Source organism: Noviherbaspirillum sp., from assembly GCF_035627455.1.
Lineage (GTDB): Bacteria > Pseudomonadota > Gammaproteobacteria > Burkholderiales > Burkholderiaceae_D > Noviherbaspirillum.
The window spans coordinates 50,858-69,100 of record NZ_DASPLS010000029.1 but is presented as its reverse complement, the minus strand read 5'-3'; the positions used below and the strand labels follow the sequence as shown (position 1 = coordinate 69,100).

Sequence of the window (18,243 nt, the reverse complement as noted above, 5' to 3'; positions counted from 1 at the left end):
TCAATCCGCGAACAGCACGGCTTCCGCCGCCTTGCCCATCTTCGCCGCGTTGTGTCCGACGCCGGGCACCGTGGCGATGCGCCAGTTGAAGCGCAGGCCGAGCGCACGTGCCTGCGCCTGCGCGGCCGCATAAAAGTTCCTGCCGCGCTCGAACCGGTGCTGCCCGAGCGCCATCGCTTCGCGCGAACGCGGTAACGCATCGTCGCCGGCATCCGTGTCTTCCTCGCCGAGCAGCACCACCAGCCGCCGCCCGAATACCGCTTCCAGCTTGTGGCGGTCGAACAGACGCTCGTCCAGCGCCCACGGATAGCGCGGCGCGGACGGCGCCGCCGGCCAGGCGGGAACCATGTAGGCGCCGGCATTGGCCGCGACCGCGGTCGACACGCGGGTGTGGTCCAGCGCGAGCACGAAGCGGTGCACGAACTGCGCGCCGGCGGAATGGCCGAACATCAGGTAGCGGCTGGTCTGCAATCCCTCTTCACGGCGGATCGCATCGAACAGCTGCTCGATGAGCTGGAAGGTCCAGTCGGATGGATCGCGGCTTTGCATGCCGCCGAGCTGATAGGCGTCGGCGGAAAAGCGCGGGTAGTCCAGTTCCGGCGCGACCACGATGGCGCCGTGGCGATCGGCGGCGCGCATCCAGATGTCGCGCGCCTGCGCGCCGTTGCGTTCCGCGCCGTGCAGGGAAAACAGCAGCGCGGCACCGGCACCGGCATGTTTCGGCTTGTAGTAGTGGACGGTGAGCGGGCGGTCGGCAAAGCGGCCCTGCGGCGTGAAGGTGAAGCGGCCCGCTTCGCCCGCCGCCAGCAGGCCGGCCTGCGCGCCCGGCGCTTGCAAGGCCAGTGCGAGCAGCAGCAATGCCGGGCCGTGCCAGTTCGGTCTTCGCGCGCGTGTCATGTCCGGTGCCGCCTTTTCTCGAATGAACGTGGCCGAAGTGTAAGACGGCGGCCGGGACATGTCCATGCCGCCGCCGGTTCAGCGCTTCGCCGCCGCCGGGATGCTGTCGCAGGGATCGCTCTTGCGGCGCGTCGGCTGGGTGAACCAGAGGTAGTCGTGCAGCGGCCCGAGCGGGCCGATGGCGTAAGCGGCGGGATCGGTGGTGCGCGGGTCGACCTCCATCAGGCCCACCGACAGCACCTTGTCGTCCGGTGCGCGGGCGGCGAGATAGAGCGGCACGCCCATGTCCAGCCGCGCATGGTTGCGGCCGATGATCGCCACGCCGCCGGTCTTGCGCACCAGCAGCAGCATGTCGGCCATCACTGCGTCGCGCGCCCGCTGCGACTTCGCGATCGCTTCCAGCATGTGGTCCGGCACCTTGCCGCAATGGCCAAAGGCGATTTCCTGCGCCAGCTGCTGCTGCCGCTCCGGCGACCACACGCGCTCGATCGCCAGCCGCGCTTCCGCGCCGCTGCCGAGCACCCCGTAGCCTTCGCGCGCCACCTTGCGCAGCGCCTCGCGCGGCATGTTGGCGGCGATCAGCGGCAGCTTCTGCTGCACCGCGACTGTCACCAGCGGCGCATACAGCGGCCAGTCCCAGCCCTTGCGCATCAGGTCCGACAGCACGCGCAGCTTGTCGCCCTGCGTGCTGCCGCCCTGCAGCGCGCCGTTCAGCTGGTCCTGCTGTTCGACGTCGTACTGCTCCATCACCAGCGCCGGCCGCTTGCCGCCCTGCACGATGGCTTCCAGCAGGCGCGCCTGGATGCGGTGCTGTTCGACATTGTCGTGGATCTCGCCGAGCAAAACGAAGCGCGCCGCCAGCGCCCGTTCGACCACCGCGGAAGGCTCGACGAAGCGGCCGGCCGCGACATCCCAGATCTTGCCGGTCAGCGGATGGCTGCGCGCATGCGGATCGCGCAGGTGCATGCAGGAGGACAGCAGCAGCGCCAGCGCGGCGCAGAGCAGGAATCTCGCAAGGGAAGGCAGGCGTGTCGTCATTGTTTTTGTTCCGTCATGGGTGTTTTTTGTTGCCGCGCATGGCGCGCCGCGCGTCGCCGACGACGGCGGCCAGCGCGGCCGGGGTCCAGGGCGTCGCGGCGGGGCCGTACAGGCTGCGTTCCAGCGCGCGCACGCGTTCGGCCGCAGCCGCGTCCGGCAGGCGGTCGGCGAGCGCGCCGAGCGTGCGCGGCGGGTCGGCATACGCGTGCGCCGCCAGCGCGAGCAAGCCGTCGCGTACCGCTTGCAGGTCGCCCGCCTTGCAGGCTTGCCGCAGCCGCAGCGCGTAGCGCATGCGGCGGGTGCGCAGCAGCGCCAGCGCCAGCAGCAGGACGGCGGCGGCGCCCACCGCCCACAGGTGGCCGAGCGCTACCGGCACGATTTCCGCACGCGGTGAGTCGGCGGCGCCGGGGTCGCCGAGGTAAAGGGTGCGCGCGGGCAGGCTGGCGCGTGCCGCGGACCGGGTGCCGGTGTGCCACCAGCGCAACTGCAGCTCGGGCACCCTGGCCAGCCCGCCGCGCGTCGGCATCAGCACGAAGGTCTGTTCGCGCAGCGCAACGTTGTGCTCGCCGGCGAAGCGGTTCTGCAGCACCGGTATGCCGGCAAGCACATTCATGCCGTCGACCTCGACCGCCGGCTCCGGCAGCGCCGCCGCTTCCACGCCGCTGGCTTCGATCCGGATGGTGCGCCGGTGCACGCCGTTGTCCTGCGTCTTCCATTCTTCGGACAGTGTCAGCGACGCCGCCGGCAGCCAGGGCGCGCCATCGGCGCCGATGTCGGCCGGCAGCACGGTCAGCACGCGGCGCGGCGCCTCCAGCCGCAGCGGCTGGCCAGACGCGCTGTGCCCGCTCGCGTGCGCGCCGTCGAGTTCCAGTTTGCCGCTGGAAAAGGGAAACACTGCATAGCTGCGTTCATGCACCCGGTAGCGCTTGTCGCCGCGCCGCGCTTCATACACGCGCGCGTCGCCAATCGGGCGCAGGTCGGCCAGGCGCACGCCGGGCGCGTCCAGCTGCACGTCGCGCACGTCGACCGCGTGCAGGAAACGCAGGCGGTAGACCGCCTGCGCCTGCACATACACCTCGGCCGGCGCGAGTTCCGCTTCCAGCAGCAGGTCTTGCGCGCGCGCCTGCAGCGCGGCCGCAAGCAGCAGGAGCAGCGCGGCGCAGCAGCGCTTCACCATGGCTGCTCCCACGGTTTCTCCATGCCGCCTGTGCGGCGGCGCTGGTGTTCGATCTGCAGCTTGCGCCGCAACAGGCTGCCGGGATCATCCGGCACGCCGCGCAGCCATTGTGCGGCGAGCCGTTCGGCATCGACATCGGCTTCGCTGCCGCCGCCAGCACCGCCGCCGCCGGCACCGCCCTTGCCGCCGTTGTTGCGCTGGAGCAGGCGCCGTACCAGGTCGCGGTTGTAGACCGTGTCGGCGTCGCCCGGACGCAGCGCCAGCGCCGCCTCGTACGCCGCCAGCGCGTGATCCAGCCGCCCCAGCTTCGCCAGCGCATTGCCGCGGTTGTAGAGCGCACCGGCTTCCTCGATGCCTTCCAGCAGGCGCGCCGCTTCCCCGAAGCGTCCGGCCCGGTAATATGCCGCCGCCTGCCAGCGGGCATCAGCGAAGCGGCGCGCGGCTTCCTCGTGCCGCCCCTGCGCGAACAGCGGATGCGCGGCGACGTCGGCCAGACGTGCTGCTTCCGCCGGCGCCGGCAGCATGCCGGCGCACAAAATCAGCGGCAGCAGCGCGAGCAGTCCGCGCCGGAATTGCAGCGCCGCCAGCGGCAGCAGCGGCAGCAGCAACCAGTAGCCGAGGTCCGTGCCGTCGCTGCCTTTCGCCGCCGGCCGCGTGCTCCCGGAACGCAGTATTTCCGCCAGTTGCATCAGGTCCGTATCGTCATTGCGCATCCGGACGAGTATGCCACCACTGCGCCCGATTGCAGCGCGCAACGCCGGATCTTCGTCCGCTCCCGCCTGCAGCACGGAAAGCCGTATGCCATTCAGGCCGGCCGGGAGTGCGGCGCGCGCGCTGCCGGCGCTGATCCAGACGATGTCCTGTACAGCCGCCTGGTTGCGGGCAAGAAGGTCCGCTGCCATGCGCAACGCCCGTTCGGGACGGTCGCCGGGGGCAGGCATCGCATCCACCGCCAGTTCGGGGATGAAGCGCGCCACCACCTGTGCGTCGCTGCTCGGCGGCACCACCAGGTAGGGTTCGTCCGCGTAGACCAGCAGCGCGGTCTCTCCGCCGTCGAGCATGCGCAGCAGCGCATGCAGCTTGTGCTGGATGCGTTCCAGTTGCGGTGCGGCGCCCGGCGACAGGTCGACCACCAGCACCCGGACGCTGTCGCGCATCGTCGCATCGCGCGGCAGCGCGACGGTGCCGGCAGGACCGGCAAGCGCCAGCACCGCCAGCGCCGCGGCTAGCAGGAACAGGAATGCGTTGGCGCGGCCCTGACGCGTCTGCGTCAGCAGGTGCGGCAACAGGTGCGGCTCGACGACCCGGCGCCACGCGGTGTTGTCGCTGCGGGAACGCAGGCAACGCCAGGCGGCGAGCGCGACCGGCAGCAGCGCCAGCAGCCACCACGGACGGGAAAACCAGAGCAGCGCCGACATCATGCCGCCTCCCGCCGGATGCATGCGGTTGCCGCCAGCACGAGCAGGCAGGCCAGCGCCAGCGGCCACGCATAGAGTTCGCGCATCGCGCGCACACCCGGCGCCGTTGCGCGCGCAGCGACGTGCAGGCCATCGAAGAATGCGGCGGCGGCCGCGCCGTCGGTGGCGAGCAGGTAGCTGCCGCCGGTGCGCCGGGCAAGGTCCCGCAGCAGCGCCTCGTCCAGTTCGGCGGCCGCGCCTATCCCCAGTACCTGAATGCGCACGCCCTCACGCTGCGCCAGCCATGCCGCCCGCTGCGGCGCCAGCGTGCCGGCGGTATTGGCGCCGTCGGTCAGCAGCACCAGCATCCGGTCCTGCGGCGGTTGCGTCTTCAGGTATTTCACGCCGAGTGCAATGGCATCGCCGAGCGCGGTTTCACGGCCAGCCAGCCCGGGTTGCACGCCGCCGAGCGCCGCGCGCACCGCCGCCAGGTCGGCGGTCATCGGCGTATGCAGGTAAGCCTGCGAGCCGAACACGACCAGGCCGGCGCGGTCGCCCGCTTGTCCGGCGAGAAAGCGGGCGGCAAGCCCGCGTGCCGCCTGCAGCCGGTCGACCGGCTTGCCGTCCTGTTGCAGGTCGGCGGTCGTCATGCTCATCGATACGTCGAACGCCAGCATCAGGCTGCGCGCGCCCGCCGTAGCAGGCAATGCCGCGCCGGGAAGCTGCGGACGGGCGGCGGCGGCCAGCAGCAGCAGCCATGCGAGCGCGGCGACGGCATGCGGCAGCGCCGGGCGGCCCGCACCGGTGGATATTGCGGACATGGCGGGCAGGCGCGGCAGGCGCAAGGCCGGGCCGGCGGCGGCCGGCGCGAGCACCGCGCGCAGCAGCCACGGCAGCGGCAACGCGAGGAAGATCCAGGGCCACGCAAAGCTCATCGCGGATGCGCCTCCAGCCAGGCGCGCACCGCCTGCAGCAGCGCCGGCACGTCGGTGGCATCGTCGGCAGCGGATGCCCGGTAAGGCAGCACGTCGAGCACGGCGCCGGCGCCGGCCGTGAACGCCCCGCTGCCGCCATGCGCGTCGAGGAAATCGAGCCAGGCCCGGCCGGCCAGCCCCGCCACATCCACTTGCGGATAGCAGGCGGCCGCATAATCTCGCAGCAGCGTCGACAGGCCGCGCCCGAGCGCCGCAGTATCGCCGTTGCGCGCATGTTGCGCCGCCAGCGCGGCGAGCGCGGACAGTGCCGCCCGCAGGTGGCGGCGCGCATGCAGCCGCCTGGCCTGCCAGCCGAACAGGCCGGCCAGCGCGAGCGCCGCCAGCCAGGCTTCCGGCGTCTGCCAGAGCAGCGGCTCGGGCGGCAGGTGGATGTCGCGCAGGGTTTCCAGGCCGTTCATGACCGCGCCAGGGAAGACAGGGACGGGAGCAGCTGCAGCACGCGCGACGCGTCCTCGTGCGTGGCCAGCGGCAGCAGCCGCAGGTGCGCACCGCGCGCGAGCTGTTCCAGCCGGGCGCGGCGGGCGGCGAAGGGCGCGGCATGGGCTGCACGCGCGGCAGCGCCGCGCAGGTCGAGCACCGCGTCGCGTTGCCCGTCGCTGACCGGGTAGTTGCCGGGCGGCGGCGCTTCCGCCTCGAACGCATCGTGCACATGCACCAGCGCCACGTCGTTGCGCAGCGCCAGCGCGCCGATGTCGCGCGCCATCCGCTCGTCGAGGCCGTCGAAGTCGCTCAGCAGCACCGCGATGCTGCCCGGGCGCAGGGTGCGGGCGAGGGCGGTCAGCGCCGCGCCGAGTCCATCACCGCACAGCGGCGCCGCCTGCGAACCGGCTGCCAGTTGCCGCAGCAGGGCGAGCGCGCCGCGCTCCCGGCCTTGCGGCCGCACCTGCTGCTGTACCGCGCCGCACACGAGGCCGCCGACGCGCCCGCCCGCGGCCGCCGCCTGCCATGCGAGCAGCGCCGCCGCGCGCGCCGCCACCACCGACTTGAACGCGCCGCGGGTGCCGAAGCGCATGCTCGCGCCGAGGTCGACCAGCAGGTGCACCGGCCGTTCATGTTCTTCACGAAACAGCTTGGTGTAGGCGCGGCCGTGGCGCGCGGTCTGCCGCCAGTCGATGTGGCGCACGTCGTCGCCGGCGCGGTAGGGCCGCGATTCCGCGAATTCCATGCCGCGCCCGAGGCGGCCGGCATGACGGCCGCCATGCATGCCCGAGGCATGCGCGGCAGGCTGCGGCGCCGGCACCCGCGCGCGCAGCGCCAGCAATTCTTGCAGCGGCGCGGCGATGCCGGCAGTCATGGCACGCGCACCTTTTGCAGCAGGGTGGCGAGCAGGCGCTCGGTCGTCAAGCCGCCGGCCTGCGCCTCGTAGCTGAGCAGCACGCGGTGGCGCAGCACATCCGGCGCGACCGCCTGGATGTCCGCCGGCGACACGTAGTCGCGTCCGGCCAGCCAGGCATGCGCGCGGGCGCAGCGTTCCAGCGCGATCGTGCCGCGCGGACTGGCGCCGTAGCGCACGCTTCCGGCCAGCGCCGGGTCCAAGGTTTCCGGCGCGCGGCTCGCGGCCGCCAGGCGCACGATATAGTCTTCCAGGTCGGGCGCCAGATGCAGAGCGAGCACCTCGCGGCGCGCGGCGAACACCTGCTCGCGGGTCGCGGCCGGTTCCACCGGCGCCGCAGGTGCGTGACTGGCCGCAAGCGCCTCGCTGCGCGCCAGCGCGAGGATGTCGCGCTCCACCGAAGCGTCGGGATAGCCGACCTGCACCTGCATCAGGAAGCGGTCGAGCTGTGCTTCCGGCAGCGGATAGGTGCCTTCATGCTCGATCGGATTCTGCGTCGCCAGCACCATGAACAGCGGCGGCAGCGGGTGGCTGGCCAGGCCGATGGTGACCTGGCGCTCGGCCATCGCTTCCAGCAGCGCCGACTGCACCTTGGCCGGCGCGCGGTTGATCTCGTCGGCCAGCACGAATTCATGGAACAGCGGGCCGCGCTCGAAGCGGAAGCTGCCGTCCTGCGGCCGGAACACCTCGCTGCCGGTGAGGTCGGCCGGCAGCAGGTCGGGCGTAAACTGCAGGCGGTGGAAGCTGCCTTCGACCAGCGACGCCAGCACCTTGATCGCGCGTGTCTTGGCCACGCCGGGCGGCCCTTCCAGCAGCAGGTGGCCGTCGGACAGCAGCGCGACCAGCAGGCGCGCGGTCAGCTGCCGCTGCCCGAGCACGGAGCCATCGAGGCGTTCCTGGAGGCGGAGGAAAACTGCATGCATGCTCATCGCCGCTCTCCGTTTACACGATGCCCTGGTGCAGCGCCTTGGACACGAAGGGAATGCCGAAGAAGGTGAAGAAGGCAATCACGAAGGTGGCCACGATCAGGACCGCATTCGTGTGCGGCAGCGTGCGGAACGGCCGGCGCACATGCAGCGTCAGTCCGATCGACAGCCAGGTGACCAGCGACCATACCTCCAGCTTGTCCCACGACCAGTAGCGGCCCCACGCGTCCTGCGCCCAGATCGAGCCGGCGACGATGCCCAGCGTATCGAAGATCAGCGCCAGCGCCATGCAGCGGTAGGCGGTGCCGTCGAGCGAGTCGTTGTCCGGCAGGCTTGCGAAGCGCGAGGCGCCGATGCCGACCGTGCGCAGCAGCACGATGACCGACAGGCCGAGCGCGATGAAGGCCGCGCCGAGGAACAGCTTGATGAAGGCGATATGGATGAACAGCCAGACCGTGTGATAGGTCGGCGGCAGCGACGACGCCTCGCGCGGCACCAGCAGCATCCAGGCCATCACCAGCATCACCACCGGCAGCACGACGGCGGCGAAGTGGCGCAGCTTGGGCAGCAGCCAGTAGCCGATGACCACGGCCGCCATCAGGCCCCACACGTTGGCCGACAGCATTTCGAAGATGTTGATGAAAGGCAGGTGCCCGAGGCGTTCCCAGCGCGCGCCGATGGCCCCGGTATGCAGCAGCCAGGCGCAGGCCATCAGCGCCAGCAGCGTGCGCTCGGGGCGCTTCCTGAAGACCAGCGCGTACAGCGCGATGGCGGTGGCGACGGAATAGCCGGTCAGCGCGGTCCAGAAGCAAAGCAGTTCGATGTTCAGCAGGTTCATTTTTTCCACAGTTCCGGGAAGCGGTCTCCCGCCTTGATTTCAAAATCCATCGTGCCGTCCGGACGCATGGTCTCGGGACGGCCCATCATGATTGCGGTGCCGCGGCCGTCGCGCTTGAGCTGGTCTTCGGTGAATCCCGGCGGGATGCCCTTCGTCGGCCCCCATGGGCCGCGTCCCAGCTTCGATTCCCATTCCCAGATCGCCGAGCGCGCCTGTGCGACCTGCAGGCGGAACGGGTCGTTGTTCTTCACCAGGTGCAGGAAGCTGCGCATGCCGCCCAGCGCGGATTCGAGGTCGCCCAGCGCATCGGAAGAGGCCGCGTGCGCGAAGTAGGCTTCGGCGTAGGTTGGGTCGAGGTCGATCGCGCGGCCGATGAAGTCGCGCGCGGTCGCGTGGTCGCCCTTGCCCTGCAGCGCCTTGCCCAGCAGCAAGTAGGCTTGCGCGGACTGGCCGGCGAGCGGGCGCACGTCGTTCAGCGCGCGGATCGCGTCGTCGTACTTCTTTGCGGCGATCTGCGACTTCGCCTGCTTCAGCGCCTTGTCGAGTTCCGGGTTGTTCTGCACCTCGTTTTTCGCCGGTTCAGGCGCTTCCGGCACGGCCGGGCGAGCCGGGCTTTTCTGTAGCGCCAGTTCGGACAACCCGGGGCGCGCTGCCGCCACCGGCTGCGAGTCGGCTTCGATGCCGCGGCCCGGCATCAGCTTGACCAGGTAGCCGAGGCCGGCCACCAGCGCGATCAGCGATGCGGCCGCCGCTAGGCGGTAATCGCGGCGCTTCGGCGCTTTTGTTTGCGGGATCATTGCCTTGCCTTCCCGCTCTTACGGGGCGACCACGGTCGCCGTGCCCTTGGCGAGATGCGCGCGCACAGTGGCCACGTCCAGCGCGAAGCGCACGCCGAAGCAGCGGAACTGTTCCGACGGGACGTAGTAGGTGCGCGAATAGACATGGATGAAGCCGGCGCCGGAGCCCCAGCGCCCGCCCTTGAGTATCTTCATCGGCTCCTTGAAATCCATGTCGAGCGAGCCGGTCGCCGCCAGCGGCGGATTGCGGTCGCCGTCCTTCAGGCCGAAATCGAACTGTTCGTTGTACCAGTCGGCCACATACTCGAGCACGTTGCCGGCCATGTTGTAGGCGCCGTAAGGCGACTTGCCGTTGGCGAACAGGCCGACCGGCACCGGCGCACAGGGGCCGCCTTCGCCGCTGGCGCTGAAGCCTGCGTAGGTATCGTCCGGGTACTCATTCCCCCAGGGGAAGAACCGGCGATCGGTGCCGCGCGCCGCCTTCACCCACTCGGCTTCGGTCGGCAGGCGGAAGCCCATCCAGCGAGTGAATTCATCGGCCAGGTTCCACGACAGGTGGGTCACCGGCAGGTCGAGTTCCGGGTGCAGCAGGTAGTAGCTGCCGTCGGTGTAGCGCCTGACCGCGCAGCCGCGCTCGTCGCCGGCGGCGTAGTCGGCACGGTGCTTCACCTCCTTCGTTTCCATGAAGGTCTTGAAATGCCGTGCGCGCGCTTCGTACTTTGCGATATAGAAAGCGTCGAGCCAGACCTTGACGTCGCGGTGCCACTCCCGGCGCAGCTTCTGGGTCTCCTCGAAGTCGCCGTTCTGCACCGCGTACCAGAACCAGCCCTCGGGCACGAGCACGAACTCGACGTCGTTGATCACCACTTCGCGCGGCAAGCCGTCCTGCTGCGCGGCGGCGGGTTGCAGCATGCCCGCGCCGAGCACGCAGAGCATCAGGGCCAGCATCATCTTTCGCATCGCAAACTCCTATTGTTCCCGGACCAGGCGCAGGCCGATGGTGTCCAGTCTTTCCGCGGCCGGGTAGTGGCCACGCTTGCCGCAGCGCGTCTGTTCCGGCTCGGTGCGGATGCTGCCGCCGCGTATCACGCGCCTGCCCGTCTCCATGTCCACCCGCGGGTTGTACAGCGCATGCTGCGCATAGCCATTTGCTTCATAGCTGTCGGCGGTCCATTCCCAGACGTTGCCCAGCATGTCGTGCAGGCCGAAAGCGTTCGGCTGCAGGGCGCCGACCAGGTTGGGCTTGTGGATGCGGTACTGGGACCATGCCGTCTTCTTGAGTTCGTCCCTGTCCGGCTTGTCCTTCTCGGCCTTGCTGTTGGCGCGGCAGGCATATTCCCATTCCGCTTCGGTCGGCAGGCGGAACTTGTGCTTGCCGCCCGAGCTTGCCGTCAGCCGCTCGGCGAAGGCGCGCGCCTCTTCCCAGCTCATGCCGGCCGCCGGCAGGTTCCTGCCTTCGGCCTGCGCGTTCGCGCTGTCCATTACCATCCGCCATTCCGCGGCGCGTACCTCGAACTTGCCGATCCAGAAGCGGTCCACGCAGACCTCGTGCTGCGGTCCTTCGTCGGCGGAAATGCTGCCGGTGTAGCCGATCCGCTCCCACTGCGTATCGGACGGCAGCGGCAGCTGCTTCGCCGTGCCCATCTTGAAACAGCCCTTGGGCAGCTCGACGAACTGCATGCCGGTTGCCGGCTCCATCCAGACCGTCTCCGCCACGGCGCAGTGCGCGGCTGCCAGCATCAGCAATCCCATCGCTACATAGTGTCGATGCATCATTCCCCGCCTTCGATAAGCGCGCGCTTCCGACCCTGCCGGAACAGCCGCGCATAAAACCACAACAAGGTCGCGATCGCCGCCGCCACCGTCGCCGCCAGCCACGGTTCGGTCGGGTCATACACGATCCGGTAACCCATCCAGGATGCCAGCCGCACATAGGTGAGCTTGCCGCCCTCCAGTTCCACGGTCTGGCCGGGACGCAGCTCGGTGCGGCTGCCCCCCACGCGCAGCACCAGGCGGTGCGCGATGTCGTCTGCGCCCAGGTCGTCGCGCTTGCCGCGCACCGGCTCGCCGTCCTGCGCACCAAGCTGCAGCGTCACCGACGCTTCGCGCCCGTCCGGCAGACGCCATTCCACCGGCGGGCCGATTTCGAAGCCGCGGTTGTCGGGGAGCTGCACCGTGCCGTAGCTGCTCGCGCCTTCCGCTTCCCACAGGAACAGCGGCGAAAAGCCGCGGCGCGGGGTCGTGTAGATCCGGTAGCCGTCGAGCACCAGCGGCCGGTCGTCGCCGATCTCCGCGACACGGTCGCGGCCCGCGTCGTCGCGCCAGCGCACCAGGTTGTAGGTCGCGTGGTACCTGCCGCGGTCCGGAAAGTGCTCGGTGAAGCCGCCATTGGCAAAACGCAGCGGCAGCGGACCGTCGCGGTGCAGCGGCCCACGCCGGTCGACCACCAGCTTGCCTTCGAAGCCGGTGCCGGAAGTCAGGATGGTCGCGCCGTCGAAATAGATCAGGCGGCCGGCGCCGATCAATGCGACGAAGGCCAGCAGCGCGAGATGGAATGCCAGCAGCGGCAGGTCGGTGCGGAAGCGCGGCGTGGTCGCGATCGCCGCCGCCAGGTTCAGCACCAGCAGCGACAGGGGCAGCAGCGTGGCCACCGTCGCATTGCCATCCGCCTGCGCCGTCCACAGCGCGCCGGCCGCCATCAGCACGAAGAACGCGACCGTCAGCTTTGGCGACGCCAGCGCCGTGACCAGGTTGCGTGGAGCGGCAAGTTGCATTTGCGTTCCTCAGTATGTCGCCGTCGGCGGTTGCTGGCTGGACGCGTTGCCGGTGCCCTCGCACGCCGATTCCATCCAGGTGCGGCCGGAGGTATTTTCTCCGGCCGACGCGCCGCAACTGAACTCGGACCAGTTCGTGCTCGTGTTCCAGGTCAACACGCGCAGGACTGCGCCGTTGTAGTAGGGCGGCGCCCACAGCTGGCCGGCATTGCCCACTGCGGCATTGGTGCAGCCCGCCGGCTTGCCTGCTTCCGGGCCGATGCAGTTCAGGTTGGCAAGGAATGCCTTGTTCTTCCAGCCGTGCGGCACCGCGATATGGCAGTTCATGCAGCGTGCGGAACTGGTGTGGTTGGAATTCGAGGTATGGCCGGCTTCGCCGTTTTGGAAGCCGCCGCTGCCCGACGGGTCGTGGCATTTCCCGCACAACACCGTCGGCGAGGTGCCGGTCGCGGAAGTGATGGAATAGCTGTAATCCCACTTGCCTTTCAGCAGGAAGGGTTCGGTGGAGCCGTGCGGACCCTGGGTCTTGGTCGTGTCCGGTCCGCTGCCTTGGATCCAGGAGGTCGGATCGCCATGGCAATCGGAGCAGTACATGGTTTGCCGGCCGATGTTGGCCTGGGTGTTGAACGGCGCGCGGATGTTCGTGAAGTTGCTGGTGGTGCTGTTGGTGCGCGACTCCTTCGTGCGCCCGGTCGGGAAGATCACCGGATGCCAGGAGCGGTGATTGTTCGGCGCACCGTTCGGCGCGCCGTTGCTGGCGCCCGGCTTGATCGGCGAGTTGGTGTTGTTCTCGCCCTGGTCGGTGCCGGTCAGGCTGTCGTTCGCATTCGCGGCGAACTCGGCGGCGACGTTGGTGTAGCGCGTCATGTTGTTCCGCGTCGCCCGGGTTCCCGTGGTGCCGCCCAGGGTGTTGCCGAGCGCCGGGAAGTTCGCCGGCGACGTGCCGTTGGAATAATCCGAGTGGCACTTCAGGCACAGCTGGTATTCGCGCGTCAGGTAGGTGCGCGTCTTGTCGGTCGACATGTCGTTGCCGGGATCGCCCTTCTTGACGGTATAGGTCACCGGGATCGACGGCCAGGTGGTCGACACGCCGTAGTTCGGCTCCACGCCCCACATGCCGCGCAACACGCCGGACGCGATATTGCCGTCCGCGCCGCGGTTGGCCGCGGTACCGCCGACGTTGTGGGTGCGCTTGGCGCCCTCGCCGCTGGCGGCCGACAGGCCGGTGAACAGGCTGTTGCGGCGCACGCGGTGCGGGTTGTGGCAGTCGGTGCACTCGACATGACGGTTGTCCCAATTGTTCTTGCCGAGGTTTTCCGCCGTCTCCATGAAGTCGGCGTTGAGGATGTCGTGCACCTCGCGCTTGGTGCGCAGCTGGTCGTTGGTCGAGATCGGCATGTGCACCGCCTTGCCGAAATCGGTCTTGATGTCGGGCACGGTGCTGCCGGCGAGCGAGGCGATCGCGCGCGTCGTGGAAGTCGCCGTGTCGTGGCACTGGTAGCAGGTATTCTCGATGCCGGAAACGGTGTCGGCCGGCGTCACCATCGAGCCGAGGCGGAAGCTGCCGGCGCCGCTGCCGCCGGTACCGCTCTCGACGCCTTCGCGCAGCAGGCGGCGCGATCCCTGCACCGTGTGCGTATCGTGGCAGTTCAGGCAGGCCGCCTGCCAGACCTTGGTGCCGGGCGGGAATTCGCGCAGCTTCGCGGCGGCGTCCTTGTAAGGTTCGTCCGCCACCGTCGGATTGGCATGCGCCGATTCCGCCCAGGCCATGCCGAGCTTCGGATGGCAGGCGAGGCAGATCTGGTCGGTCGCCTGGTTGAAGCTGCCGGCGCCGGGCGCGGCGGCCTGGAACCGGTTCAGGCGCAGGAACTTCTGCGCGACGATGTGCGGATCGTGGCAAGTCGCGCACTGCACCTGTCCGCTGCCGCCCGGCCCGGTCGGCTCCAGCGGCAGCAAGGGCTTGTAGCCGCTGGTGCGCACGCCGATGATATTGCCGCTGATGGTGTCGCGCTGCGCCGGCGCGGTCGTGGTCAGACGGGTCATTTCGCCGTCCTGCGCCGCCAGCCGGTCGTCATAGGTGATCGAGATCGGATGGTCGTTCGACAGGTCGGCGCCGAGTGCGCGGGTAAAGCCGGTGGTGCTGCCCATGCCGTGCGGCATCTTGCCGGCGTTGGTGTTGTCCAGGCTGACCGCCACGTTGGACACGCCGCGCAGCACGTTGACGTTGCCGAGCGCGACCAGGCCGTCGTGGCAGGACAGGCACAGCAGCGAGCTGCCGGCCGGCTGGTCGTTGAAACCGCTGATGATGGTGTTGGAATCGAGCGAGGAAGAGGTGTAGCGGGTATACGTGCTGCCGGACGAGTTGCGGTTCCACAGCGGGCCCTTGACTGAAGTGCTGGACTGGTGCGGCGTGTGGCAGAACGCACAGATCTCGGTCTCGCCGGTGGCCGGCGCACGCACGTTGCCGATGCTGTTGGGCAGGCCGCTGCGCGAGAGGTTGTGCGCGGTGATCGCGATGTTGGACGACTGCGCCAGTGCCGGCGTACTGGCCGTGGCGGCCGCCGCGGCCAGCAGCACGGCCGCCGCGCGCAGCATGCGCCACGCGCGGCCGATCCGCGATTCCTTCCCCTTCATTCGGTTTTCCACCACTTCCATCCCTGTCTTGTTGTTATCGGGAGCCGCGCATCACGGCAAGGGCGCGATCGGTTCGTTCGACAATGCGCGCTTGGCCGCCTTCACGTTCTTGATCATGTTGCGTACCGATTCCGGCATTTTCTTGCTCTGCGTGGCCATGTCCTTCATCTGGTGCGACAGATAGGAGTGGTTCATCAGGATGTCGAATACCGACAGCATGAATTCCTGCTTCCACGGCGTGAGCTTTTCGATGTTTTCGAACTTGTGCATGAAGAACTTCTTCGATGCCATCGCCAGTTCGCTTTCCACTTCCGCGATCGTCATCGCGGTCGGCTTGATGACCGGCTGCACCAGGTTGTACTTGCTGTAGTCGCGCGTGACCACGTAATCCTTCAGCTCCGGATACAGGTCGGCATACGGCCACGGCGCGATCGCCAGGAAGAAGGCCATGTCCGGGTCGTACATCTTGGCCAGCTCGACGGTGTTCGCGATCGATTCCCTGGTGTCGGTCGGCATGCCGAGCACGAACGAGGTCTCCGACACGATATCGGCCTGGTTGATCAGGTCGATCGCCTTGCGCGACTGCGCGACCTTGGTGCCCTTGCGGAACAGGTTCAGCGTCGCCTGGTCGCCGGCTTCGACGCCGACGTAGATGTGCTCGACGCCGGCCAGGCGGTACTTGTCCATGATGTCTTCGTCGCGCACGATGTCGACCACGCGGGTTTCCATCAAGAGCTTCACGCCGGGCTGACGCTCGATCATCAGGTCGAGGATCCGTTCCCATCGTGCGCGGTCCATGGTCGGCGTCTCGTCGGCCAGCATCGCCACCTTCACGCCGTATTTCCGGTGCAGCATCTCCAGCTCCGCGACGAAGGATTCCGGGCTGCGGGTACGCCAGCCGCGCTGCCAGAACAGCTTCTGCGAGCAGAACGAACAGTTCTGCGTGCAGCCGCGCGAGGAAGACACGATCGCCAGCCGCGCATCGTTCTTCGCGCGGTACTTGTAGATCGGCCATTCCACCAGGTCCCAGGCGGTGGGCAGCGCATCGAGGTCGCAGATCATCGGCGCTGCCGCCGTGGTCACTACGCCGCCGTCGCGCCAGAACGCCAGGCCGTTGACCTTGGCCGGATCGTCGCCGGCGTTCAGGCAATTCAGCAGGTTCACCAGCGTGTGCTCGCCTTCGCCGCGCACCACGAAGTCGATCACGTCATGGTCGGCCTGCAGCATCTCGTCGTAGCAGAAGGTCGCGTGCACGTTGCCGACCAGCGTGACGATCTCGGGATTGACGGTCTTGGCCAGGCGCAGCACGCCGATCGCGGCGAATACCGCGGCGGTGAAGGCGGAAGACGCCACCGCATCCGGCTTGAAGTCTTCCAGGCGCTTTCGGATCTGGTCCTGGTCGTGCCACAGCGCCATCGCGTCGTAATAATCGACTTCATAGCCGGCCTCGCGCAGCGCGCCGGCAACGTACACGAAACCGAGGTTGAGCCAGGTGCCGGCGGATTCCACCACGCCGGAGTGATAGGGCGCGGTGATCAGCGCGACGCGTTTGACTTTCTTCGGTGCCTGCCTGTGCGCGGCGGACTGCTGCGGGCGGCGCACGAAGCTGATCGGTTGTTCAATGACGCTCATGTTTTCTGCATTCCTTGTGTTGCCGGTTCCGGGTGCGGCTGTCGCACGATCCGTGGCCGGCGGTTTGTCGGCATTCACGTAGGGTGCGCTCTGCGCACCGCTGCATGGCGGAAGGTTCATGGTGCGCAAAGCGCACCCTACGGCCGTTTCGCCATCGCTGCCGTCAATGCGTCTTCCGTTGTCTCTTCAATCGCCGCGTCCGCCAGTTCCCCGCAGGGACAGGCGGGTGGCACCATCGGCGTGCGCGGTTTCAGCAGCCCGGACTTGAAACGGATCGAGAAATTCACGTATGCCTCCAGCATCCGGAAGATCCGCTTGTCGCCCATCGGCCCCACCGTGCGCTCGCTCGGCATCGCCGACACCTTGCCGGCCGCGTCGCGCTGCGCGCGCCCGACGATCTGGAAGTTGCCCGCTTCGTCGCACACGCCGAGGTTGTCGGTCTGCACCGCCAGCACCGTCGGCAGGTTCGCCGCGTCGTAATGGCGCAGCAGGCCGACTTCGCCCGGCGGCAGCGGCGCCAGCGTGTCGAGGCTGACGGCCACGGTGCGCGCCCACGGCGGGTTCTGCCGCATCCGTTTCGCCGGCGCCAGGCCCTTCACCGCGTGCCGCAGGGTATTGTCGAAATAACCGGTCGCGCTCTCCGCCATGCCCAGCACGTTCACGCAATGCGTGGCCGGGATGCCCAGCACCTCGTACGCCAGCCGCAGGTAATCCTCCTGCGTCAGTTCGCCGAAACGCCCGCGGTAGCCGCCGCCGTCGCCGATGCGGCTGCCCGCCGGCAGGTGGAAGGACACGCCACGCTTCCTGCAGGCGTTGAAGAAGAACACGAAGGCCGAGGTCGAGCCGATCATCGCCACAGGCACGCCGGATGCTTCCGATTGCGCCAGCGCGTCCACCAGCGCGGCGACGTCGATGCCGCCGTGCGACAGCAGGAAGCGGCTGTCGGGCGTGCCGAACAGCTTGCGCGTCTCGTCCATGCCGGTCGCCATGCCCATCGAGGGTGCCATTTCCGGGCTCGGCGCCAGGATCAGCACGCGGCAGCGCTCGCCCTTCGCGAAATCCGGGAACAGCCAGGCGCCGGTCATGATGCGGTTCGCTTCCAGCACCAGCTCGCGGCCGATCTCGTCGCGGAAGATCTGGCCGCGCACGATCGCGGTGGTGCCGCTGGTAAGGTTGGCCATCACCGCTTCATCGAAGGGGAAGGATGTCACCAGCTCGGTCTTGAAGCTGTCGGTCGGGAACGCCGGGATGTCCTGCCAGCGGCCGACCTTCTCCGGCGTGCGCTGCAGCGCGTCGCAGTAGGCGCGGTAGGGCAGGTTGTGCCGGTACTGGTGCGCAAAGATGTCGAGCGCGAGCCGGTCGAACGGGGCGGGATCGCCGTCGACGCCGGCGGCGAACATCGACTGGATGCGCTCGGCCAGCCGCAGCCGCTCCTGCCTGCCCTCGTCTAGTGGGGGCGCCATGTTCACAGCGCCCAGAAGATGACGAGGCCGGTGCCGCCCAGCATGGAGCCGCCGAGCAGCGCATGCTTGATCTTCAGCAGGCGCTTCTTGATTCCGGCCATGTCCTTGCCGTCCCAATCACGGTAGTAAAAGAAGCGGAACATCCCGGACAGCATGATGGCGATCAGGGAAGACAGGCACAGCACGGTAAACAGGTGGGTCAGCTCGGCCAGCAGCACGGCGTCGCCGACCTTGTTGCGCAGCACGATCAGCGTGACGAAGCTGCCGAACCACAGCCCGGTAAACAAGTCATGGCAAAAATCGTTGATCAGGATGAGCCAGGGTTTCATCGATAACACTCCA

The 18,243-nt window shown here is 68.7% G+C and carries 17 protein-coding genes; all 17 read right to left on the bottom strand.

Annotated features, from left to right (window positions below; all coding sequences use genetic code 11):
- Entirely contained in the window at positions 1-897 is an 897-nt protein-coding gene (locus VEC01_RS05300; protein ID WP_324899474.1) for a hypothetical protein, read from the bottom strand.
- A gap of 78 nt (positions 898-975) precedes the next feature.
- Positions 976-1,935, bottom strand: coding sequence for a ChaN family lipoprotein (locus VEC01_RS05295; RefSeq protein WP_324899472.1), 960 nt, complete (start codon positions 1,933-1,935; stop codon positions 976-978).
- A 13-nt stretch (positions 1,936-1,948) separates the two neighbouring features.
- Positions 1,949-3,124, bottom strand: coding sequence for a hypothetical protein (locus VEC01_RS05290; RefSeq protein WP_324899470.1), 1,176 nt, complete (start codon positions 3,122-3,124; stop codon positions 1,949-1,951).
- Positions 3,106-4,533 (bottom strand): VWA domain-containing protein, encoded by a 1,428-nt coding sequence (locus VEC01_RS05285; RefSeq protein ID WP_324899468.1) that lies wholly within the window; start codon positions 4,531-4,533, stop codon positions 3,106-3,108. Before VEC01_RS05285 ends, VEC01_RS05290 begins: the two co-directional genes overlap by 19 nt.
- The gene (locus VEC01_RS05280) at positions 4,530-5,444 is read right to left on the bottom strand and encodes a VWA domain-containing protein (RefSeq protein WP_324899466.1); all 915 of its coding nucleotides are present in this window, start codon (positions 5,442-5,444) and stop codon (positions 4,530-4,532) included. Before VEC01_RS05280 ends, VEC01_RS05285 begins: the two co-directional genes overlap by 4 nt.
- Positions 5,441-5,902 carry a DUF4381 domain-containing protein gene (locus tag VEC01_RS05275; protein WP_324899464.1) on the bottom strand — a complete coding sequence of 154 codons (462 nt, stop codon included), beginning with the start codon at positions 5,900-5,902 and terminating at the stop codon, positions 5,441-5,443. The genes VEC01_RS05280 and VEC01_RS05275 overlap by 4 nt, the downstream gene beginning before the upstream one ends.
- A complete protein-coding gene (locus VEC01_RS05270) occupies positions 5,899-6,798 on the bottom strand; it encodes a DUF58 domain-containing protein (protein ID WP_324899462.1) in 900 nt (299 codons plus the stop codon). The genes VEC01_RS05275 and VEC01_RS05270 overlap by 4 nt, the downstream gene beginning before the upstream one ends.
- Complete coding sequence (locus tag VEC01_RS05265; RefSeq protein ID WP_324899460.1) at positions 6,795-7,766, bottom strand: MoxR family ATPase; 972 nt, start codon at positions 7,764-7,766, stop codon at positions 6,795-6,797. Before VEC01_RS05265 ends, VEC01_RS05270 begins: the two co-directional genes overlap by 4 nt.
- A 13-nt stretch (positions 7,767-7,779) precedes the next feature.
- Positions 7,780-8,601, bottom strand: coding sequence for a cytochrome c biogenesis protein CcsA (gene ccsA, locus VEC01_RS05260; protein WP_324899458.1), 822 nt, complete (start codon positions 8,599-8,601; stop codon positions 7,780-7,782).
- Positions 8,598-9,398, bottom strand: a complete 801-nt coding sequence (locus VEC01_RS05255; protein ID WP_324899456.1) for a tetratricopeptide repeat protein — start codon at positions 9,396-9,398, stop codon at positions 8,598-8,600. Before VEC01_RS05255 ends, ccsA begins: the two co-directional genes overlap by 4 nt.
- 18 nt (positions 9,399-9,416) lie before the next feature.
- Positions 9,417-10,358 (bottom strand): formylglycine-generating enzyme family protein, encoded by a 942-nt coding sequence (locus tag VEC01_RS05250; RefSeq protein WP_324899454.1) that lies wholly within the window; start codon positions 10,356-10,358, stop codon positions 9,417-9,419.
- 9 nt (positions 10,359-10,367) lie between these two features.
- A complete protein-coding gene (locus VEC01_RS05245; RefSeq protein WP_324899452.1) occupies positions 10,368-11,174 on the bottom strand; it encodes a formylglycine-generating enzyme family protein in 807 nt (268 codons plus the stop codon).
- On the bottom strand, positions 11,171-12,172 hold the full coding sequence (locus VEC01_RS05240; RefSeq protein ID WP_324899450.1) for a hypothetical protein: 1,002 nt from the start codon (positions 12,170-12,172) through the stop codon (positions 11,171-11,173). Before VEC01_RS05240 ends, VEC01_RS05245 begins: the two co-directional genes overlap by 4 nt.
- Before the next feature lie 9 nt (positions 12,173-12,181).
- A complete protein-coding gene (locus tag VEC01_RS05235; protein WP_324899448.1) occupies positions 12,182-14,806 on the bottom strand; it encodes a cytochrome c3 family protein in 2,625 nt (874 codons plus the stop codon).
- Between the two features lie 51 nt (positions 14,807-14,857).
- Entirely contained in the window at positions 14,858-16,438 is a 1,581-nt protein-coding gene (locus VEC01_RS05230; protein WP_324899446.1) for a B12-binding domain-containing radical SAM protein, read from the bottom strand.
- Positions 16,439-16,575: 137 nt separating this feature from the next.
- Entirely contained in the window at positions 16,576-17,901 is a 1,326-nt protein-coding gene (locus VEC01_RS05225) for a hypothetical protein (protein WP_324899444.1), read from the bottom strand.
- Positions 17,902-17,903: 2 nt separating this feature from the next.
- Positions 17,904-18,230: a hypothetical protein gene (locus VEC01_RS05220; RefSeq protein ID WP_324899442.1), complete on the bottom strand. Its 327-nt coding sequence runs from the start codon at positions 18,228-18,230 to the stop codon at positions 17,904-17,906.
- Positions 18,231-18,243 lie beyond the last annotated feature (13 nt).